The following is a 15,733-nucleotide window of genomic DNA, read 5'->3' as shown; positions in this document are numbered from 1 at the left end:
GCGTTGACTTTTGGCACGCTGTTGAGTTCTCAAGGAACGGACACTTCCTTCGAGCCACTCTCGTGAACTCTCCGGGCGCTTCGTTCTTTCGTGTTCCAAGCTTATCAGATGTTTTCCGCCCCGTTTTACCGGGGTTTCATTCGATCGGATTTCGCTTGGGCCTTTCGGCGCTCCCGAACTCTAGCAGAGTTTCTCGGGCTGTTTTCCCGGGCTCCAATTCGAATTCATCTCTGAATCCGAACGGCAGCGGGGCAACTCGGAGAACACTACGCTCCGAGCTGCCCCGCGTCAAACCGGGCCTCGACCGGTCGGCCGTCGGCGCGGCCGTCAGACCTCGACGACCACCGGGAGGATCATCGGCCGGCGGCGGTAGTTGTCCGCCACCCACTTGCCGATGGTCCGCCGGACCAGCTGCTGCACCTGCCGGACCTCCAGCACACCGTCGTTGGCGGAGCGGCTGAGCGCCTCCTCCAGCTTGGCCACCACCGGGCCGAAGGCACCGTCGTCGATGCCGGAACCGCGGGCCTGGATGGTCGGGCCGCTGACCATCTTGCCGTTGGTGGAGTCGACCACCACGAAGACGGAGATGAAGCCCTCCTCACCGAGGATGCGCCGGTCCTTGAGCGAGGCCTCGGTGACGTCACCGACCGAGGAGCCGTCCACGTAGACGTAGCCGGCCTGCACCTTGCCGACGATCTTCGCGACGCCGTTCTCCAGGTCCACGCAGACGCCGTCCTCGGCGATGACCGTGCGCTCCTTCGGCACCCCGGTCTTGATCGCGAGGTCCGCGCAGGCCCGCAGGTGGCGCCACTCACCGTGCACCGGCATCAGGTTGCGCGGCTTGCAGATGTTGAAGAAGTACAGGAGCTCGCCGGCCGAGGCGTGGCCCGAGACGTGCACCTTGGCGTTGCCCTTGTGGACGACGTTGGCGCCCCAGCGGGTCAGGCCGTTGATCACGCGGTAGATCGCGGTCTCGTTGCCGGGGATCAGCGAGGAGGCCATGACGACGGTGTCGCCCTCGACGATCCGGATCTGGTGGTCGCGGTTGGCCATCCGGGAGAGCGCCGCCATCGGCTCGCCCTGCGAGCCGGTGCAGACCAGCACGACCTTGTCCGCGGGCAGGTCGTCCAGCGTCTTGACGTCGACCACCAGGTTGCCGGGGACCTTCAGGTACCCCAGGTCGCGGGCGATGCCCATGTTGCGGACCATCGAGCGGCCGACGAAGGCGACCTTGCGCTTGTGCTCGTGCGCGGCGTCCAGCACCTGCTGGATGCGGTGCACGTGGCTGGCGAACGAGGCGACGATGATCCGCCGCTCCGCGCTGGCGAAGACGTTGCGCAGCGCAGCAGAGATGTCGCGCTCGTGCGGGATGAAGCCGGGGACCTCGGCGTTGGTGGAGTCCACCAGCAGCAGGTCCATGCCCTCCTCGGCCAGCTTGGCGAAGGTGGGGAGGTCGGTGAGCCGGCCGTCCAGCGGGAGCTGGTCCATCTTGAAGTCGCCGGTGGCGACGACCATGCCGGCCGGGGTCCGGACGGCGACCGCGAGGGCGTCCGGGATGGAGTGGTTGACGGCGATGAACTCGCAGTCGAAGGGGCCGATGCGCTCGCGCTCGCCCTCCGCCACCTCCAGCACGTACGGGCGGATCCGGTGCTCGGCGAGCTTGGCCTCGATCAGCGCGAGGGTGAGCTTGGAACCGATCAGCGGGATGTCCGGGTTCTCCCGGAGCAGGTACGGGACGGCGCCGATGTGGTCTTCGTGCCCGTGGGTGAGAATGATGCCGTCGACCTTGTCGAGCCGGTCCCGGATGTAGCTGAAGTCCGGGAGGATCAGGTCGATGCCGGGCTGCTCGTCCTCGGGGAAGAGCACCCCGCAGTCGATGATCAGGATCCGGCTGCCGTACTCCAGCACGGTCATGTTCCGGCCGATCTCGCCGAGACCGCCGAGCGGAGTGATGCGCAGGGCGCCCTCCTTGAGTGCGGGGGGTGCGCCGAGTTCGGGGTGCGGGTGACTCAAAAGACTCTCCTTACGACGCACGCCACATGTCCGGGTCCGCCCCTGGCGACATATGGCGTGCGTCCATCGTTGGTTTCCTACTTGCCAGGCATCTGTGCCTTCGCGCCTTCGTTCCGGTCCAGCGGCGGGCCTTGGGGGGCCCGGCGATCCGGGGCGCGCACGTCCGTGTCTGCTACAGGTGTACCCCGCCTGTAGCCAGATCCTGCCTCAGGACGGCAATCTCGTCGTCCGTGGCGGAGATCAGGGGCAGGCGGAGCGGGCCGGCCGGGTGGCCCTGGAGGTCCAGCGCGGCCTTGCTGAGGATGACGCCCTGGGTGCGGAACATACCGCTGAACACGGGCAGCAGGCTCTGGTGGATCGCGAGCGCCTTCGCGGCGTCACCGGCGGTGAACGCATCGATCATGCTCCGCACCTCGGCGGCGGCCACGTGCGCGACCACGCTGACCACGCCGACGGCTCCGACCGAGAGCAGCGGCAGGGTCAGGATGTCGTCGCCCGAGTACCAGGCCAGCCCGGAGCGCGCGATCGCCCAGGAGGCGGCTGCGACATCACCCTTGGCGTCCTTGTTGGCGACGATCCGCGGGTGCTCGCCGAGCCGGACCAGGGTCTCGTGGCTGAGCGGGACCCCGCTGCGGCCCGGGATGTCGTACAGCATCACCGGCAGGCCGGTGGCATCCGCGATGGCGAGGTTGTGCCGGTACAGGCCCTCCTGCGGAGGCTTGCTGTAGTACGGCGTGACGGCCAGCAGGCCGTGCGCGCCGGCGGCCTCGGCCTGCCGGGCGAGCTCGACGCTGTGGCGGGTGTCGTTGGTGCCGACGCCCGTGACCACGTGCGCCCGGTCCCCCACCGCCTCCACCACGGCGCGCACCAGCTGGGCCTTCTCGGCGTCGCTGGTGGTCGGGGACTCGCCGGTGGTGCCGTTGAGCACCAGGCCGTCGTTGCCGGCGTCGACGAGGTGCGCCGCGAGTCGCTGCGCCCCGTCGAGGTCGAGGGCGCCGTCCGCGGTGAACGGCGTCACCATCGCGGTCAGTACCCGGCCGAACGGCGTCTGGGGGGTGGAGGTCGGAGCCATGGGTCCAAAGCTACTCGTAGGCCCCAGGGGGGCAGTCACGCCGGTCCACCGTTCGGACAGGCGGGGCCGCCCGCTGAGGGGCGCGGACGGGTCGGGGGGCCGTCACACAGTGGGATCCCGGTGCTGCATGCTCGGGGGTTCATGCAGCACCGGAATCCGTGTCCTGAGCGTAGGGAGCGGCCGGAAAAGCTGCAATCCAGACATGCCCGGCTACCCGCCCATATGCCTATCGGCCCAGGTCAGGGTGCGACTCGGCCGTGCTTCTCGAAGGCCGCACGGGTGAGCGGCATGAGCTGCGCCCAGGCCGCCTCCATCTGCTCGGCGACCATCTCGATCTCGCGCTGCGGGAAGGACGGCACCTTGGCGTTCTCGGCCTTGGTCCGCAGCGAGAGGAAGTGCATCAGCGAGCGGGCGTTGCAGGTGGCGTACATCGAGGAGAACAGGCCGACCGGCAGCACGGCGCGGGCCACCTCGCGGGCGACGCCGGCCGCCAGCATCTCCTGGTAGGCCTGGTAGGACGCCCGGTAGGAGGCCTCCATCGCCTCGGTGACGACCTTCGCCTGTTCGGCGGTGCCGTCGACGAACTCGTACCGGCCGGGGCGGCCCTGCTGGACCAGCTTGCGGTCGGCGCCGGGGACGTAGAAGACCGGCTGCAGCTCGCGGTAGCGCCCGCTCTCCTCGTTGTAGGACCAGCCGCTGCGGTGGCGGTGGAACTCGCGGAAGACGAAGATCGGTGCACTGATGAAGAAGGTCATCGAGTTGTGCTCGAAGGGGGTGCCGTGGCGGTCCCGCATCAGGTAGTTGATCAGGCCTTCGGACTTGGCCGGGTCCTGCTGGAGCGCCTCCAGGGACTGCTCACCCGCCGTCGAGACCCGGGCGGCCCAGATCACGTCGGAGTCGGCGGCGGCGCTGCGGACCAGGTCCACCGTGACGTCGCTGCGGAACTGCGGGTCGTTGCCCACGTCGTCGCTCACGCGAAGATCCTCCAGAGATGGTGCAGGTCGGTGACGGTGGCCAGCCTATCCAGGCCGGCGGGCCCGCCCCGGTCCGGCCCGGCCGGACCGCTGGGCCCGGCTAGGCCACCGGATTGAGCTTGATGGCGTGCTGCATGGCCTTGCGGGCGCGCGGCGTGTCGCCGGCGTCCGCGTAGGCCACGGCGAGCCGGAACCAGACCCGCCAGTCGTGCGGGGCCTCCTCGGCCTCGGCCCGGCGGCGGGCGAAGACCTCGTCGGCCGAGGCCCGGTCGATCCGGCCGCCCTCGGTGCGGCGGAGCTCGTCCACCGGCAGGCCGCCCTCGGCCTCCAGCTCGCGGGCGAGCCGCTCGCTGGCCCGGCCGAAGCGGAACACCTGGCGCAGGAACCAGAGTCCGAGCGCGGGGATCACGAAGGCGCACAGGCCGAGGCCGATGCCGAGCGGCTCGCCGGTGCCGATCAACTGGACGCCTTCGAGCACGCAGAGCAGGGCGACCACCACGAGGGCCGCGGAGAGTACGAGGAAGCCGGTGCGCGAGGTCATCGGGGGCTCACAGGTCCAGGAAGTGTTCGAGGCCGAGGGTGAGGCCGGGCCGGTCCACCACCGTGCGCACGCCGAGCAGGATGCCCGGCATGAACGAGCTGTGGTGCAGCGAGTCGTGGCGCAGCGTCAGGGTCTCCCCGGCGTCGCCGAACAGCACCTCCTGGTGCGCCAGCAGGCCGCGCAGCCGGACCGAGTGGACCGGGACGCCGTCCACGTCCGCGCCGCGGGCGCCGGGCAGGCCGTGCGTGGTCGGGTCGGACTGGCGGGGCAGGCCGGCCTTGTCCCGGGCGGCCGCGATCAGCTGGGCGGTGCGGGTGGCGGTGCCGGACGGCGCGTCGGCCTTGCGGTCGTGGTGCAGCTCGACCACCTCGACCGACTCGAAGTACTTGGCCGCCTGCTGGGCGAACTGCATGGCGAGCACGGCGCCGATGGAGAAGTTCGGGGCGATCAGCAGACCGGTCCGCGGGCTCTGCGCCAGCAGGCCCCGGACGGTGGCCAGGCGCTCCTCCGTCCAGCCGGTGGTGCCGGTGACCACGTGGATGCCCTGGCGCAGGCAGAAGTCGAGGTTGGCCATCACCGAGTCGGGGTGGGTCAGCTCCACCGCGACCTGGGCGCCGGCGGCGGTGAGCTCGGCGAGCTCGGAGCCGCGGCCCAGGGTGGCGACCAGCTCCAGGTCGGGGGCGGCCTCGACGGCCTTGACGGCCTCGGAGCCGATCCGGCCCTTGGCGCCGATCACGGCGACACGCAGCGTCATCTTGGGGAGTCCCTTCAGGCCAGCAGGTCGGCGAGCTTCGCGGCCCGCCGGTCGTTGATCGGGCCGATCAGCGCGAGCGAGGGCCGGTGTGCCCCCAGCACGTCGCGGGCCACCGCGTGGACGTCGTCCAGGGTGACGGAGGCGATCTTCTCCAGCATCTCGTCCACCGAGAGGTGGTGGCCGTAGCTGATCTCGGCCTTGCCGATCCGGTTCATCAGCGAGCCGGTGTCCTCCATGCCGAGCACGGTGGACCCGGAGAGCTGGCCGATGGCGCGCCGCAGCTCCTCCTCGGTGATGCCCTCCTCGATCACCCGGGCCAGCTCGGCCCGGCAGATCTTCAGCACCTCCTCGACCCGCTTGGGCTGGCAGCCGGCGTAGATGCCGAACAGGCCGCTGTCGGCGTACGAGGAGGAGTAGGAGTAGACCGAGTAGGCCAGGCCGCGCTTCTCCCGGACCTCCTGGAACAGCCGCGAGCTCATCCCGCCGCCGAGCGCCGCGTTGAGCACGCCCATCGCCCAGCGCCGCTCGTCGTGCCGGGGCACGCCGGGGACTCCGAGCACCAGGTGGGCCTGCTCGGTCGGGCGGTTGAGCATCTCCACCCGGCCGGCGGTGCGAACCGCCTTGACGCCGCGGCGGACCTCGGCGGGGTGGCCCTCGGAGCTGGCCAGGACGGGCGCGAAGGCCCGCTCGACCAGCCGGACCACCTTGGCGTGGTCGAGGTTGCCGGCGGCCGCGACCACCAGGTTCTCGGGCTTGTAGCGGCGGCGGTAGAAGCCGGCGATCTGGTCCCGGCTGAGGCCGGTGACGGTCTCCTGGGTGCCGAGGATCGGGCGGCCGAGCGGGCCGGTGCCGTAGATCACCTTGGCGAACAGGTCGTGCACCACGTCGCCCGGGTCGTCCTCGGCCATCGCCATCTCCTCGAGGATGACACCGCGCTCGGCCTCCACGTCCTCGGGGCGGATCAGCGAACCGGTGAGCATGTCGCAGACCACGTCGATGGCCAGCGGCAGGTCGGTGTCGAGGACCCGGGCGTAGTAGCAGGTGTTCTCCTTGGCGGTGAAGGCGTTCATCTCGCCGCCGACCGCGTCCAGCGCGGAGGAGATCTCCAGGGCGGAGCGCCGTTCGGTGCCCTTGAAGAGCAGGTGCTCCAGGTAGTGGGTGGCCCCGTTGAGGACCGGGGTCTCGTCCCGGGAGCCGACACCGACCCAGATGCCGAAGGTCGCCGACCGGACCGTGGGCAGGGTCTCGGTGACGACCCGCAGGCCGCCGGGGAGGACGGTGCGGCGCACCGTGCCGGCGCCGTCGACGCCCTTGAGCAGGGTCCGGGTGGTGCCGGGACGCTGCTTCGCTGCCGAGGCCTGAGCCACGGGTGGACCTCCGTAAGGAACTGGGGAGACAACAGGGTGCGGCCCGCGCGCCGTGTGGCGTGCGGGCCGCAGGGTGGAGCTAGCGCCGCGTCACTCGGACGCGGCCTCGCCGCCCTCTTCGCCCTCGATGACCGGGATCAGCGAGAGCTTGCCGCGGGGGTCGATCTCGGCGATCTCGACCTGGACCTTGGAGCCGACCGCGACGACGTCCTCGACGTTCTCCACACGCTTGCCACCGGCGAGCTTGCGGATCTGCGAGATGTGCAGCAGGCCGTCCTTGCCCGGCATGAGCGACACGAACGCGCCGAACGTCGTGGTCTTCACCACGGTGCCCAGGTAGCGCTCGCCGACCTCCGGCATGGTCGGGTTGGCGATCTGGTTGATCGTCGTACGGGCAGCCTCCGCCGAGGGACCGTCGACCGCACCGATGTAGATGGTGCCGTCGTCCTCGATGGTGATGTCCGCGCCGGTGTCCTCCTGGATCTGGTTGATCATCTTGCCCTTGGGGCCGATGACCTCACCGATCTTGTCCACCGGGATCTTGATGGTGATGATGCGCGGCGCGTTCGGCGACATCTCGTCGGGCGCGTCGATGGCCTCGTTCATCACATCGAGGATGTGCAGACGGGCGTCCTTGGCCTGCTTGAGCGCGGCGGCCAGGACGGAGGCCGGGATGCCGTTCAGCTTGGTGTCCAGCTGCAGGGCGGTGATGAAGTTGCGGGTACCGGCGACCTTGAAGTCCATGTCGCCGTACGCGTCCTCGGCGCCCAGGATGTCGGTCAGCGTGACGAAGTGCGTCTCACCGTCGATCTCCTGCGAGATCAGGCCCATGGCGATACCGGCGACGGCGGCCTTCAGCGGCACACCGGCGTTCAGCAGCGACATGGTGGAGGCGCAGACCGAGCCCATCGAGGTGGAGCCGTTGGAGCTCAGCGCCTCGGAGACCTGGCGGATCGCGTAGGGGAACTCCTCGCGGGTCGGCAGCACGGGCAGGATCGCCCGCTCGGCCAGCGCGCCGTGGCCGATCTCGCGGCGCTTGGGCGAGCCCACGCGACCGGTCTCGCCGACCGAGTACGGCGGGAAGTTGTAGTTGTGCATGTAGCGGCGACGGGTCTCCGGGGAGAGCGTGTCGAGCTGCTGCTCCATGCGGAGCATGTTGAGGGTGGTGACGCCCAGGATCTGGGTCTCGCCACGCTCGAACAGCGCCGAGCCGTGCACCCGCGGGATGGCCTCGACCTCAGCGGCCAGCGTACGGATGTCCGTCACGCCGCGGCCGTCGATGCGGACCTTGTCCTTGATGACGCGCTCGCGGACGATCTTCTTGGTCAGCGCGTTGTAGGCCGCGCCGATCTCCTTCTCGCGGCCCTCGAACTCCGGGAGCAGCTTCTCGGCGGCGATCGCCTTGATGCGGTCGATCTCGTTCTGCCGGTCCTGCTTGCCGGCGATGGTGAGCGCCTTGGCCAGCTCGGGCTTGACGGCGGCGGTCAGCGCGGCGAGGACGTCGTCCTGGTACTCCAGGAAGACCGGGAACTCGCCGGTCGGCTTGGCGGCCTGGGCGGCCAGCTGCGACTGGGCGGCGCAGAGCACCTTGATGAACGGCTTGGCGGCCTCGAGGCCGGCGGCCACGACCTCCTCGGTCGGCGCGTCGGCGCCGCCCTCGACCAGCTTGATGGTCCTGGTGGTGGCCTCGGCCTCGACCATCATGATCGCGACGTCGCCGTCCGGCAGCGCGCGGCCGGCCACGACCATGTCGAAGACCGCGTCCTCGAGCTCGGTGTGGGTCGGGAACGCCACCCACTGGCCCTTGATCAGCGCGACGCGGACGCCGCCGATCGGGCCGGAGAACGGCAGGCCGGCCAGCTGGGTGGACGCGGAGGCGGCGTTGATGGCCACCACGTCGTACAGGTGGTCGGGGTTGAGCGCCATGACGGTCACGACGACCTGGATCTCGTTGCGCAGGCCCTTGACGAAGGACGGGCGCAGCGGGCGGTCGATCAGGCGGCAGGTGAGGATCGCGTCCTCGGAGGGCCGGCCCTCGCGACGGAAGAACGAGCCGGGGATCCGGCCCGCGGCGTACATCCGCTCCTCGACGTCCACCGTGAGCGGGAAGAAGTCGAAGTGCTCCTTCGGCTGCTTGGAGGCGCTGGTGGCCGACAGCACCATGGTGTCGTCGTCCAGGTAGGCCACGGCGGAGCCGGCGGCCTGACGGGCCAGCCGGCCGGTCTCGAAGCGGATGGTACGGGTGCCGAAGCTGCCGTTGTCGATGACGGCCTCGGCGTAGAACACGTTCTCTTCCACCTGGAAGATCTCCTCTTTCGTACGTTTCCCGAGGAGCGCCCCTGCGCTTTGCCTACCGATGGCCCGGGCGATCTGGGCCGGTCTTCGATCGAAGCCTCCGGGCCGTCCGCTGCTGGGACTCCCGGGGGCCACTACCGAGGACCGGCGCCTCTGGCCTGCTGGTAGGTGGTCGCGTGTGGACGCTCCCCTGGTGCGGGCGGCTTCCGTTTGAAGCCAGCGGCCCGCTTGTGGTGCCGGTGCTGCTGCCCCGGTTCTTGCGGCGTCGTGTCGCCGTCCTGACCGGGCATGCCCCTCACCTTACAAATTCACACCCTATCGACCCGGTGATTGCCACGCTTGTGGAAATCCTCCGGTGTCTGCGGGGCGGATGTGCCGAAGGGCGGCTCCCCCGGGAAGGGGAGCCGCCCCACGGTGCGGTCTCAGCGAGCGCCGCCGGCGGCGCCGCGGCGGATGCCGAGGCGGTCGACCAGGGTACGGAAACGCTCGATGTCCTTCTTGGCCAGGTACTGCAGCAGGCGGCGACGCTGGCCGACCAGGATCAGCAGGCCACGACGCGAGTGGTGGTCGTGCTTGTGCAGCTTGAGGTGGCCGGTCAGGTCCGAGATGCGGCGGGAGAGCATGGCGACCTGGACCTCGGGGGAGCCCGTGTCGCCCTCCTTCTGACCGAACTCGGCGATGATCTGCTTCTTGACGGCGGCGTCGAGAGCCACTGCAACTCCTTCAAAGGTTTTCGCCGAGCGATCCTGGTAGGCGACACAGAATCTGACAGAGCCCGGACTGACCAAGAGTACCAGCGCCCGCCGGCGGCCCCTGCCAGGGGGCGGCCGGCGGGCGCCGGGGTGCGCGGTGCGCAGGTCAGCTGGTGGCGCCGCGGACCAGGGCGTAGATGTTCAGCACGGCCAGCGCGAGCGGCACGAGCGAGATCAGCATCAGGCCGTCGATCATGTCGAGGATACGGCCCCAGAACGGCGAGACGCCCTGCTTGGGGACGATCAGCGCGATCGCGGTGAGCACCGCGGCGCCGAACGCGATCGAGGCGGCCAGCCAGACGGTGCGCAGGTCGATCGCGGTCTCGCCGGCCCGCAGCAGGAACAGCGGGGTGTTCAGGGACAGGCCGAGGATCAGCAGGCCGAGGCCGGCCAGACCGGCCACGGTCAGGCTGAAGACCTGCGCGGTGTAGCGGAACAGCCGGGCCCGCAGCATGGTCGACACACCGAGGGCCAGCGCGAGCAGCTCGGCGAAGGCGCCGTCGCTGAAGCCGAGCACGGCGCAGGCGCCGACCACGGTCGCGGCGCTGCCGGCCACCAGGCCGACCAGCACCTCGTGGCCGCGGCGGGCCTGGTGGGCGATCCGCTCGTACTGGACGGTCTCGGCGTGGTCGGTCTCCTCCGCGAAGGAGGTGCCGCGGGTGCGGGTCTGGCCGGGGGCGCTGAAGCCGACCGGGAGCCGGGCGAAGCGGGCCGAGAGGGCCGGCAGGAAGCCGACCGCGGCGACCGCTGCGACGCCGGTGACGGCGGCGATGTGGGTGGGCGAGGTGCCGGGCAGCAGCACCGCGGCGAAGGTGGCCAGGGTGCCGGCGGCCGCGAGGAAGGCGGCGGCGACGAAGACCGAGTCCTTCTCCGGCAGCAGGCCGACCAGCAGCACCGCGACGATCAGCACGGCCACGCAGCCGACCAGGAACTGCAGCCGGCCGGGGCCGTCGCCGCGGTGCGCGACGGCGATGATGCCGGAGCCGGCGATCAGGGTGTGCGGCAGCGCGCCGAGGCCGAGCGCGAGCGCGGCGTCGTGGTCGTCGTAGACCCGGGCCCGGACACCGGCGTACGCGACCAGCACCACGGCGGTGACGCCGGAGAGGATGCCGGGCAGGCCGTACATGTCGTGGCTGACGTCGGAGTACCAGAGGGCGAAGCCCAGCAGGGTGAGCAGCACGGTGCCGCCGATCAGGCCGAAGGCCCGCATCAGGTCGGCGCTCCAGAACCGGCGGTCGGCCTCGACGGCCTTGGCGATGGCGTCGGCCACGTCGTCGTAGACGGCCGGCGGCAGCGACTCGGCGAACGGGCGCAGGCTCAGCAGATCGCCGTCGCGCACCTGCTGGGCGGCCAGCGGCAGACCGCTGTCGAGGACCGAGCCGTCGCGGCGCACCAGGTGGAAGCCCGTGGGCGCCCCGTCCACCTGGGTCTGACCGGAGAGCCGCAGCACCTCGGGGTAGATGTCCGCGAGCGGCACATCCTCCGGCAGGGCGACATCGATCCTGCTGTCCGGCGCCACGACTGTGACCCGGCAGAATCCGGTCGTGGCGTTTCCGCTCACCGGACCTCCCCCTCGTTGACTGTGTCGGTAAGTCAGCTAGGCGCCGCTGACCCGGCCGGTCCGGAACTGACACGATCCGGCCAAGAGTTGGCGCGGCGTTACCCTACCGCCAGCCTGCGGCACCTCGCTCGCCACCCCCTCGCCGTGCCGGCAGTTGACAGCGCGGCAGATGGCGGGCCCGGCGCGCGGCGGCGCTCGGTGCGCCCCCGTGGCCGAACGATCCGGGCGGAGCAGTAGGATCGGCCCCTGCGCGAGGCGTACGGGGGCGGTCGAACGCAGTAACCCCCTTGTAGCGCCTGCGGTCGGCGGAGCGGGGGCGGCGTCATCACACGGGGCGCCCTCACCCGTACGTATCCAGTTGCGTGAGGGCTGATGCCGTGGTGAGCGAGCAGTACGAGGCGGTCGCATGAGCGTGGTAACCGTCAAGCGTCCGGCGAGGGCGTATCCGCCCCCGGTACCGGACGAGCCGGTGGAGCTGGTGGCTCCGCCGGAGCTTCCCCGCGGCGGTGGCGAGGACTGGATGATGTCCTTGCTGCCGCTGCTCGGCATGGGCGGATCGGCGGCCTTCTTCTTCTCGCCGGGCGCCCAGGGGCCGATGAAGATGATGGGCGTCCTGATGGTCGCCTCCACCGCCGGCATGGCGGTGGCGCAGATCGTCAAGGCCCGCAAGGGCGGTAGCGCGGGCACCGCGGACGAGCGGCGCGACTACCTGAAGTACCTGCAGCAGATGCGCCGTCAGGTCCGCCGCACCGCGGAGCACCAGCGCGGCTCGCTGCTGTTCACGCACCCCGAGCCCGACCAGCTCTGGTCGATCGTGGCCGAGGGCCGCCGGCTGTGGGAGCGAAGGCCCGGTGACGCGGACTTCGCGCAGATCAGGCTCGGGCGCGGGCCGCAGCAGCTGTCTACCCCGATCCGGGCGCCGCAGACCGCGCCGATGGACGAGCTGGAGCCGCTCGCGGCCGAGGCGATGGGCACCTTCATCAAGGCCCACGGCACGCTGCAGGACCTGCCGCTGTCGGTCTCGCTGCGCGCCTTCTACCACATCATGGTCTCCGGCGACCCGGACGCCGTGTACGGCAACGTCCGGGCGATGGTGGCCCAGTTGACCACCCTGCACTCGCCCGAGGACCTGATCGTGGCGGTCGCCGCCGCGCCGGGCGCGGTGGACGAGTGGGAGTGGGCGAAGTGGCTGCCGCACACCCAGCACCGCAAGGAGAACGACGGTGCCGGTTCGCGCCGTCTGATCGCCACCGGGCTGGGCGAGCTGGAGGAGCTGCTGGCCGACGAGTTGGCCGGCCGCAAGGGCTTCTCCCGGGACACCGTGCCCTCGCCCGACCAGCCGCACATCGTGGTCATCATGGACGGCGCCGCGGTGCCGCAGGACTCGCTGCTCGGCGGTGTCGAGGGTGTCCAGGGCGTCACCGTGCTGGAGGTCGTCCCCGGCGACCTGGACGAGCCCGGCGGCCACCTGATGATCACCGTCGGCAAGGACGAGCTGCTGCTGGAGGCCGCCTCCGGCGCCTCCTACTCCGGCCGGCCGGACGTGCTGTCGATCTGGCAGTCCGAGGCGCTGGCCCGCCAGCTGGCCCCGTTCCGGGTGTCGGCCGGCGGTGACGACGGCGACCCGTCGCTGGTCAGCATGGACTTCACCGAGATGATGAACACCGGTGACCCGGGCTCCTTCGACCCGGCCCGGCACTGGCGGCCGCGGCCGATGCGCGAGAAGCTCCGGGTGCCGCTGGGCGTGGGCACCAACGGCGAGTACGTCTGGCTGGACATCAAGGAAGCCTCGCTGGAGGGCATGGGCCCGCACGGCATGTGCGTCGGCGCCACCGGTTCCGGCAAGTCCGAGGTGCTGCGCACCCTGGTGCTGGCGCTCGCGGTGACGCACTCCTCGGAGATCCTCAACTTCGTCCTGGCCGACTTCAAGGGTGGCGCCACCTTCGCCGGTATGTCGGAGATGCCGCACACCGCCGCGGTGATCACCAACCTGGAGGGCGAGGCCACCCTCATCGACCGCATGCGCGATGCGATCGAGGGCGAGATGAACCGCCGCCAGGAGCTGCTGCGGGCGGCGGGCAACTACGCCAACATCAACGAGTACGAGCGAGCGCGGGCCGCCGGCGCGGCGCTCGACCCGCTGCCCTCGCTGGTGATGATCATCGATGAGTTCTCCGAACTCCTCACCGCCAAGCCCGACTTCATCGATCTGTTCATCCAGATCGGCCGGATCGGTCGTTCGCTGGGTATGCACATGCTGCTCGCCTCGCAGCGCCTGGAGGAGGGCAAGCTGCGCGGCCTGGACACCTTCCTGTCCTACCGCCTGGGCCTGCGCACCTTCTCCGCCGCGGAGTCGCGGGCCGCGATCGGCGTGCCGGACGCCTACCACCTGCCGCCGGTGCCCGGTGTCGGCTACCTCAAGTTCGGCTCCGACGTGATGGAGCGGTTCCGGGCCGCGTACGTGTCCGGCCCGTACCGGCCGCCGGGCCAGCAGCGCAGCGTCGGCGGCTCGACCGTCACCGCGCAGCCGGTGCTGTTCACCGCTTCCGAGGTGCCGATCGTCGAGCCGGTGGTCGAGGAGGTGATCGACGAGGTCGAGGAGATCGACGACTCGCTGCTCGACACCATGCTCGACGTGTTCGTGGCGCGGATGCTCAGCCAGGGCCCGCCGGCCCACCAGGTGTGGCTGCCGCCGCTGGAGGAGGCGCCCAGCGTCGACCAGCTGGTGCCGCCGCTCCAGGCCACCGCGGACCGCGGTCTCACCTCGCCGGAGTACGGCGCGCTCGGGCGGCTGGTGGTGCCGGTCGGCATCGTCGACAAGCCCCGCGACCAGCGCCGCGACGTGCTGTACCAGGACTACTCGGGGGCGGCCGGTCACGGTCTGATCGTCGGCGGTCCGATGTCCGGCAAGTCGACGCTGATCCGCACCATGGTGGCGGGCTTCGCGGTCACCCACACCCCGGTCGAGACGCAGTTCTACCTGCTCGACTTCGGTGGTGGCGGCTTCGGCTCGCTGTCCGACCTGCCGCACGTCGGCGGGGTGGCGGGGCGTCTGGACGTCGAGAAGGTCCGCCGCATGGTCAGCGAGGTGCACGGGGTGCTGAACCGCCGGGAGGAGCTCTTCCGGGCCACCGGCATCGACACCATCGCCACCTACCGGACCAGGCGGGCCGCCGGCCAGCTGCCGGACGAGCAGTTCGGCGACGTCTTCCTGATGATCGACGGCTGGCTGACCTTCAAGCAGGAGTTCGAGGTCCTGGAGCCGGTCATCTCCGACATCGCCCAGCGCGGTCTCGGCTACGGCGTCCACGTGATCGTCACGGCGGCCCGCTACGCCGAGGTCCGCCCGGCGCTGAAGGACCTGCTGCAGAACCGCACCGAGCTGCGGCTCGGCGACTCGATGGAGTCGGAGATCGACCGCAAGGTCGCGCAGAACGTCCCGGCCGGGGCGCCCGGCCGCGGTCTGACCGCCGCCAAGCTGCACTTCCTGAGCGGCCTGCCGCGACTGGACGGCTCCAGTGCGGTGGAGGACCTGGCGGACGGCACCGCCGACCTGGTCGCCCAGGTCAACGCCGCCTGGGCGGGCCCGCGCGCGCCGCAGGTCCGGATGCTGCCGCAGGTGCTGGACGGCAACGCGCTGCCCAAGGGCTTCGAGCACCCCGAGCTGGGTGTGGCCTTCGCGGTGGACGAGGTCGAGCTGGCACCGGTCTTCGTCAACTTCGAGTCCGACCCGCTGTTCATCGTCTTCGGTGAGAGCGAGTCGGGTAAGTCGGCGGTGCTCCGGATGCTGATCAAGCAGATCACCGAGCGGTACACCCCGGACCAGGCCGGCATCGTGATCGGCGACTTCCGCCGCTCGCTGCTCGGTGTGGTGCCGCCGGAGTACCTGGTGGAGTACGCGGCGGCCGCGCCCGCCATGACCTCCATCGTGGAGATGCTGCGCGGGGCCTGCTCCCGCCGGCTGCCCGGGCCGGACGTCACGCCCGAGCAGCTGCGCAACCGCAGCTGGTACAGCGGCAAGGACATGTTCGTGATCGTGGACGACTACGAGCTGGTCGCCACCGCCTCGGGCAACCCGCTGGCCCCGTTGGCCGAGTTCCTGCCGTTCGCCCGTGACATCGGCCTGCGCATGATCATCGCGCGCAGCGCCGGTGGCGCCGGCCGCGCCCTGTTCGAGCCGGTCATGCAGCGGATGCGCGAGCTGGGCGGCCAGGGCGTGCTGCTCTCCGGCGACAAGGGCGAGGGTGCGCTGCTCGGCACGGCCAAGCCGCAGCCGCTGCCGCCGGGCCGGGGCGTCTTCGTCTCGCGCCGGATCACGGCCGGTCAGACCGTCCAGACGGGCTGGCTACCGGCACCGTGACGGCACACCGCCCGCGGTGAGCGAGCCGGAGGGCCGGATCCCGG

At 70.9% G+C, this 15,733-nt stretch carries 10 protein-coding genes; 1 reads left to right on the top strand and 9 read right to left on the bottom strand.

Going from position 1 to position 15,733, the window contains the following annotated elements:
- Nucleotides 1-327: 327 nt before the first annotated feature.
- The 9 genes from AB0K43_RS24025 to eccD all read right to left on the bottom strand — a co-directional run bounded on the left by AB0K43_RS24025 (nt 328) and on the right by eccD (nt 11,329).
- Entirely contained in the window at nt 328-2,013 is a 1,686-nt protein-coding gene (locus tag AB0K43_RS24025) for a ribonuclease J (protein ID WP_363643014.1), read from the bottom strand.
- Nucleotides 2,014-2,185: 172 nt separating this feature from the next.
- Entirely contained in the window at nt 2,186-3,085 is a 900-nt protein-coding gene (gene dapA / locus AB0K43_RS24020) for a 4-hydroxy-tetrahydrodipicolinate synthase (protein WP_363643012.1), read from the bottom strand.
- A gap of 239 nt (nt 3,086-3,324) precedes the next feature.
- On the bottom strand, nt 3,325-4,059 hold the full coding sequence (thyX, locus tag AB0K43_RS24015; RefSeq protein ID WP_363643010.1) for an FAD-dependent thymidylate synthase: 735 nt from the start codon (nt 4,057-4,059) through the stop codon (nt 3,325-3,327).
- A 100-nt stretch (nt 4,060-4,159) separates the two neighbouring features.
- Complete coding sequence (locus AB0K43_RS24010; RefSeq protein ID WP_363643008.1) at nt 4,160-4,600, bottom strand: tetratricopeptide repeat protein; 441 nt, start codon at nt 4,598-4,600, stop codon at nt 4,160-4,162.
- Between the two features lie 7 nt (nt 4,601-4,607).
- Complete coding sequence (gene dapB, locus AB0K43_RS24005) at nt 4,608-5,354, bottom strand: 4-hydroxy-tetrahydrodipicolinate reductase (RefSeq protein WP_363643006.1); 747 nt, start codon at nt 5,352-5,354, stop codon at nt 4,608-4,610.
- Nucleotides 5,355-5,368: 14 nt separating this feature from the next.
- Nucleotides 5,369-6,721, bottom strand: coding sequence for a pitrilysin family protein (locus AB0K43_RS24000; protein WP_363643004.1), 1,353 nt, complete (start codon nt 6,719-6,721; stop codon nt 5,369-5,371).
- Between the two features lie 90 nt (nt 6,722-6,811).
- Complete coding sequence (locus AB0K43_RS23995; RefSeq protein ID WP_363643003.1) at nt 6,812-9,019, bottom strand: polyribonucleotide nucleotidyltransferase; 2,208 nt, start codon at nt 9,017-9,019, stop codon at nt 6,812-6,814.
- Nucleotides 9,020-9,438: 419 nt separating this feature from the next.
- Nucleotides 9,439-9,729: a 30S ribosomal protein S15 gene (gene rpsO, locus AB0K43_RS23990; RefSeq protein WP_350643483.1), complete on the bottom strand. Its 291-nt coding sequence runs from the start codon at nt 9,727-9,729 to the stop codon at nt 9,439-9,441.
- A 145-nt stretch (nt 9,730-9,874) separates the two neighbouring features.
- Nucleotides 9,875-11,329 carry a type VII secretion integral membrane protein EccD gene (eccD, locus tag AB0K43_RS23985; RefSeq protein WP_363643000.1) on the bottom strand — a complete coding sequence of 485 codons (1,455 nt, stop codon included), beginning with the start codon at nt 11,327-11,329 and terminating at the stop codon, nt 9,875-9,877.
- A 406-nt stretch (nt 11,330-11,735) separates the two neighbouring features.
- Here eccD and eccCa point away from each other — a divergent pair, with 406 nt between their 5' ends.
- Nucleotides 11,736-15,689, top strand: a complete 3,954-nt coding sequence (gene eccCa, locus AB0K43_RS23980) for a type VII secretion protein EccCa (RefSeq protein ID WP_363642998.1) — start codon at nt 11,736-11,738, stop codon at nt 15,687-15,689.
- The last annotated feature ends 44 nt before the right edge of the window (nt 15,690-15,733 follow it).

This window comes from Kitasatospora sp. NPDC049258 (genome assembly GCF_040678895.1).
Taxonomy (GTDB): domain Bacteria; phylum Actinomycetota; class Actinomycetes; order Streptomycetales; family Streptomycetaceae; genus Kitasatospora.
Note: the sequence above shows the minus strand (reverse complement) of the source record. Positions and strands in the feature narration are given on the sequence as shown.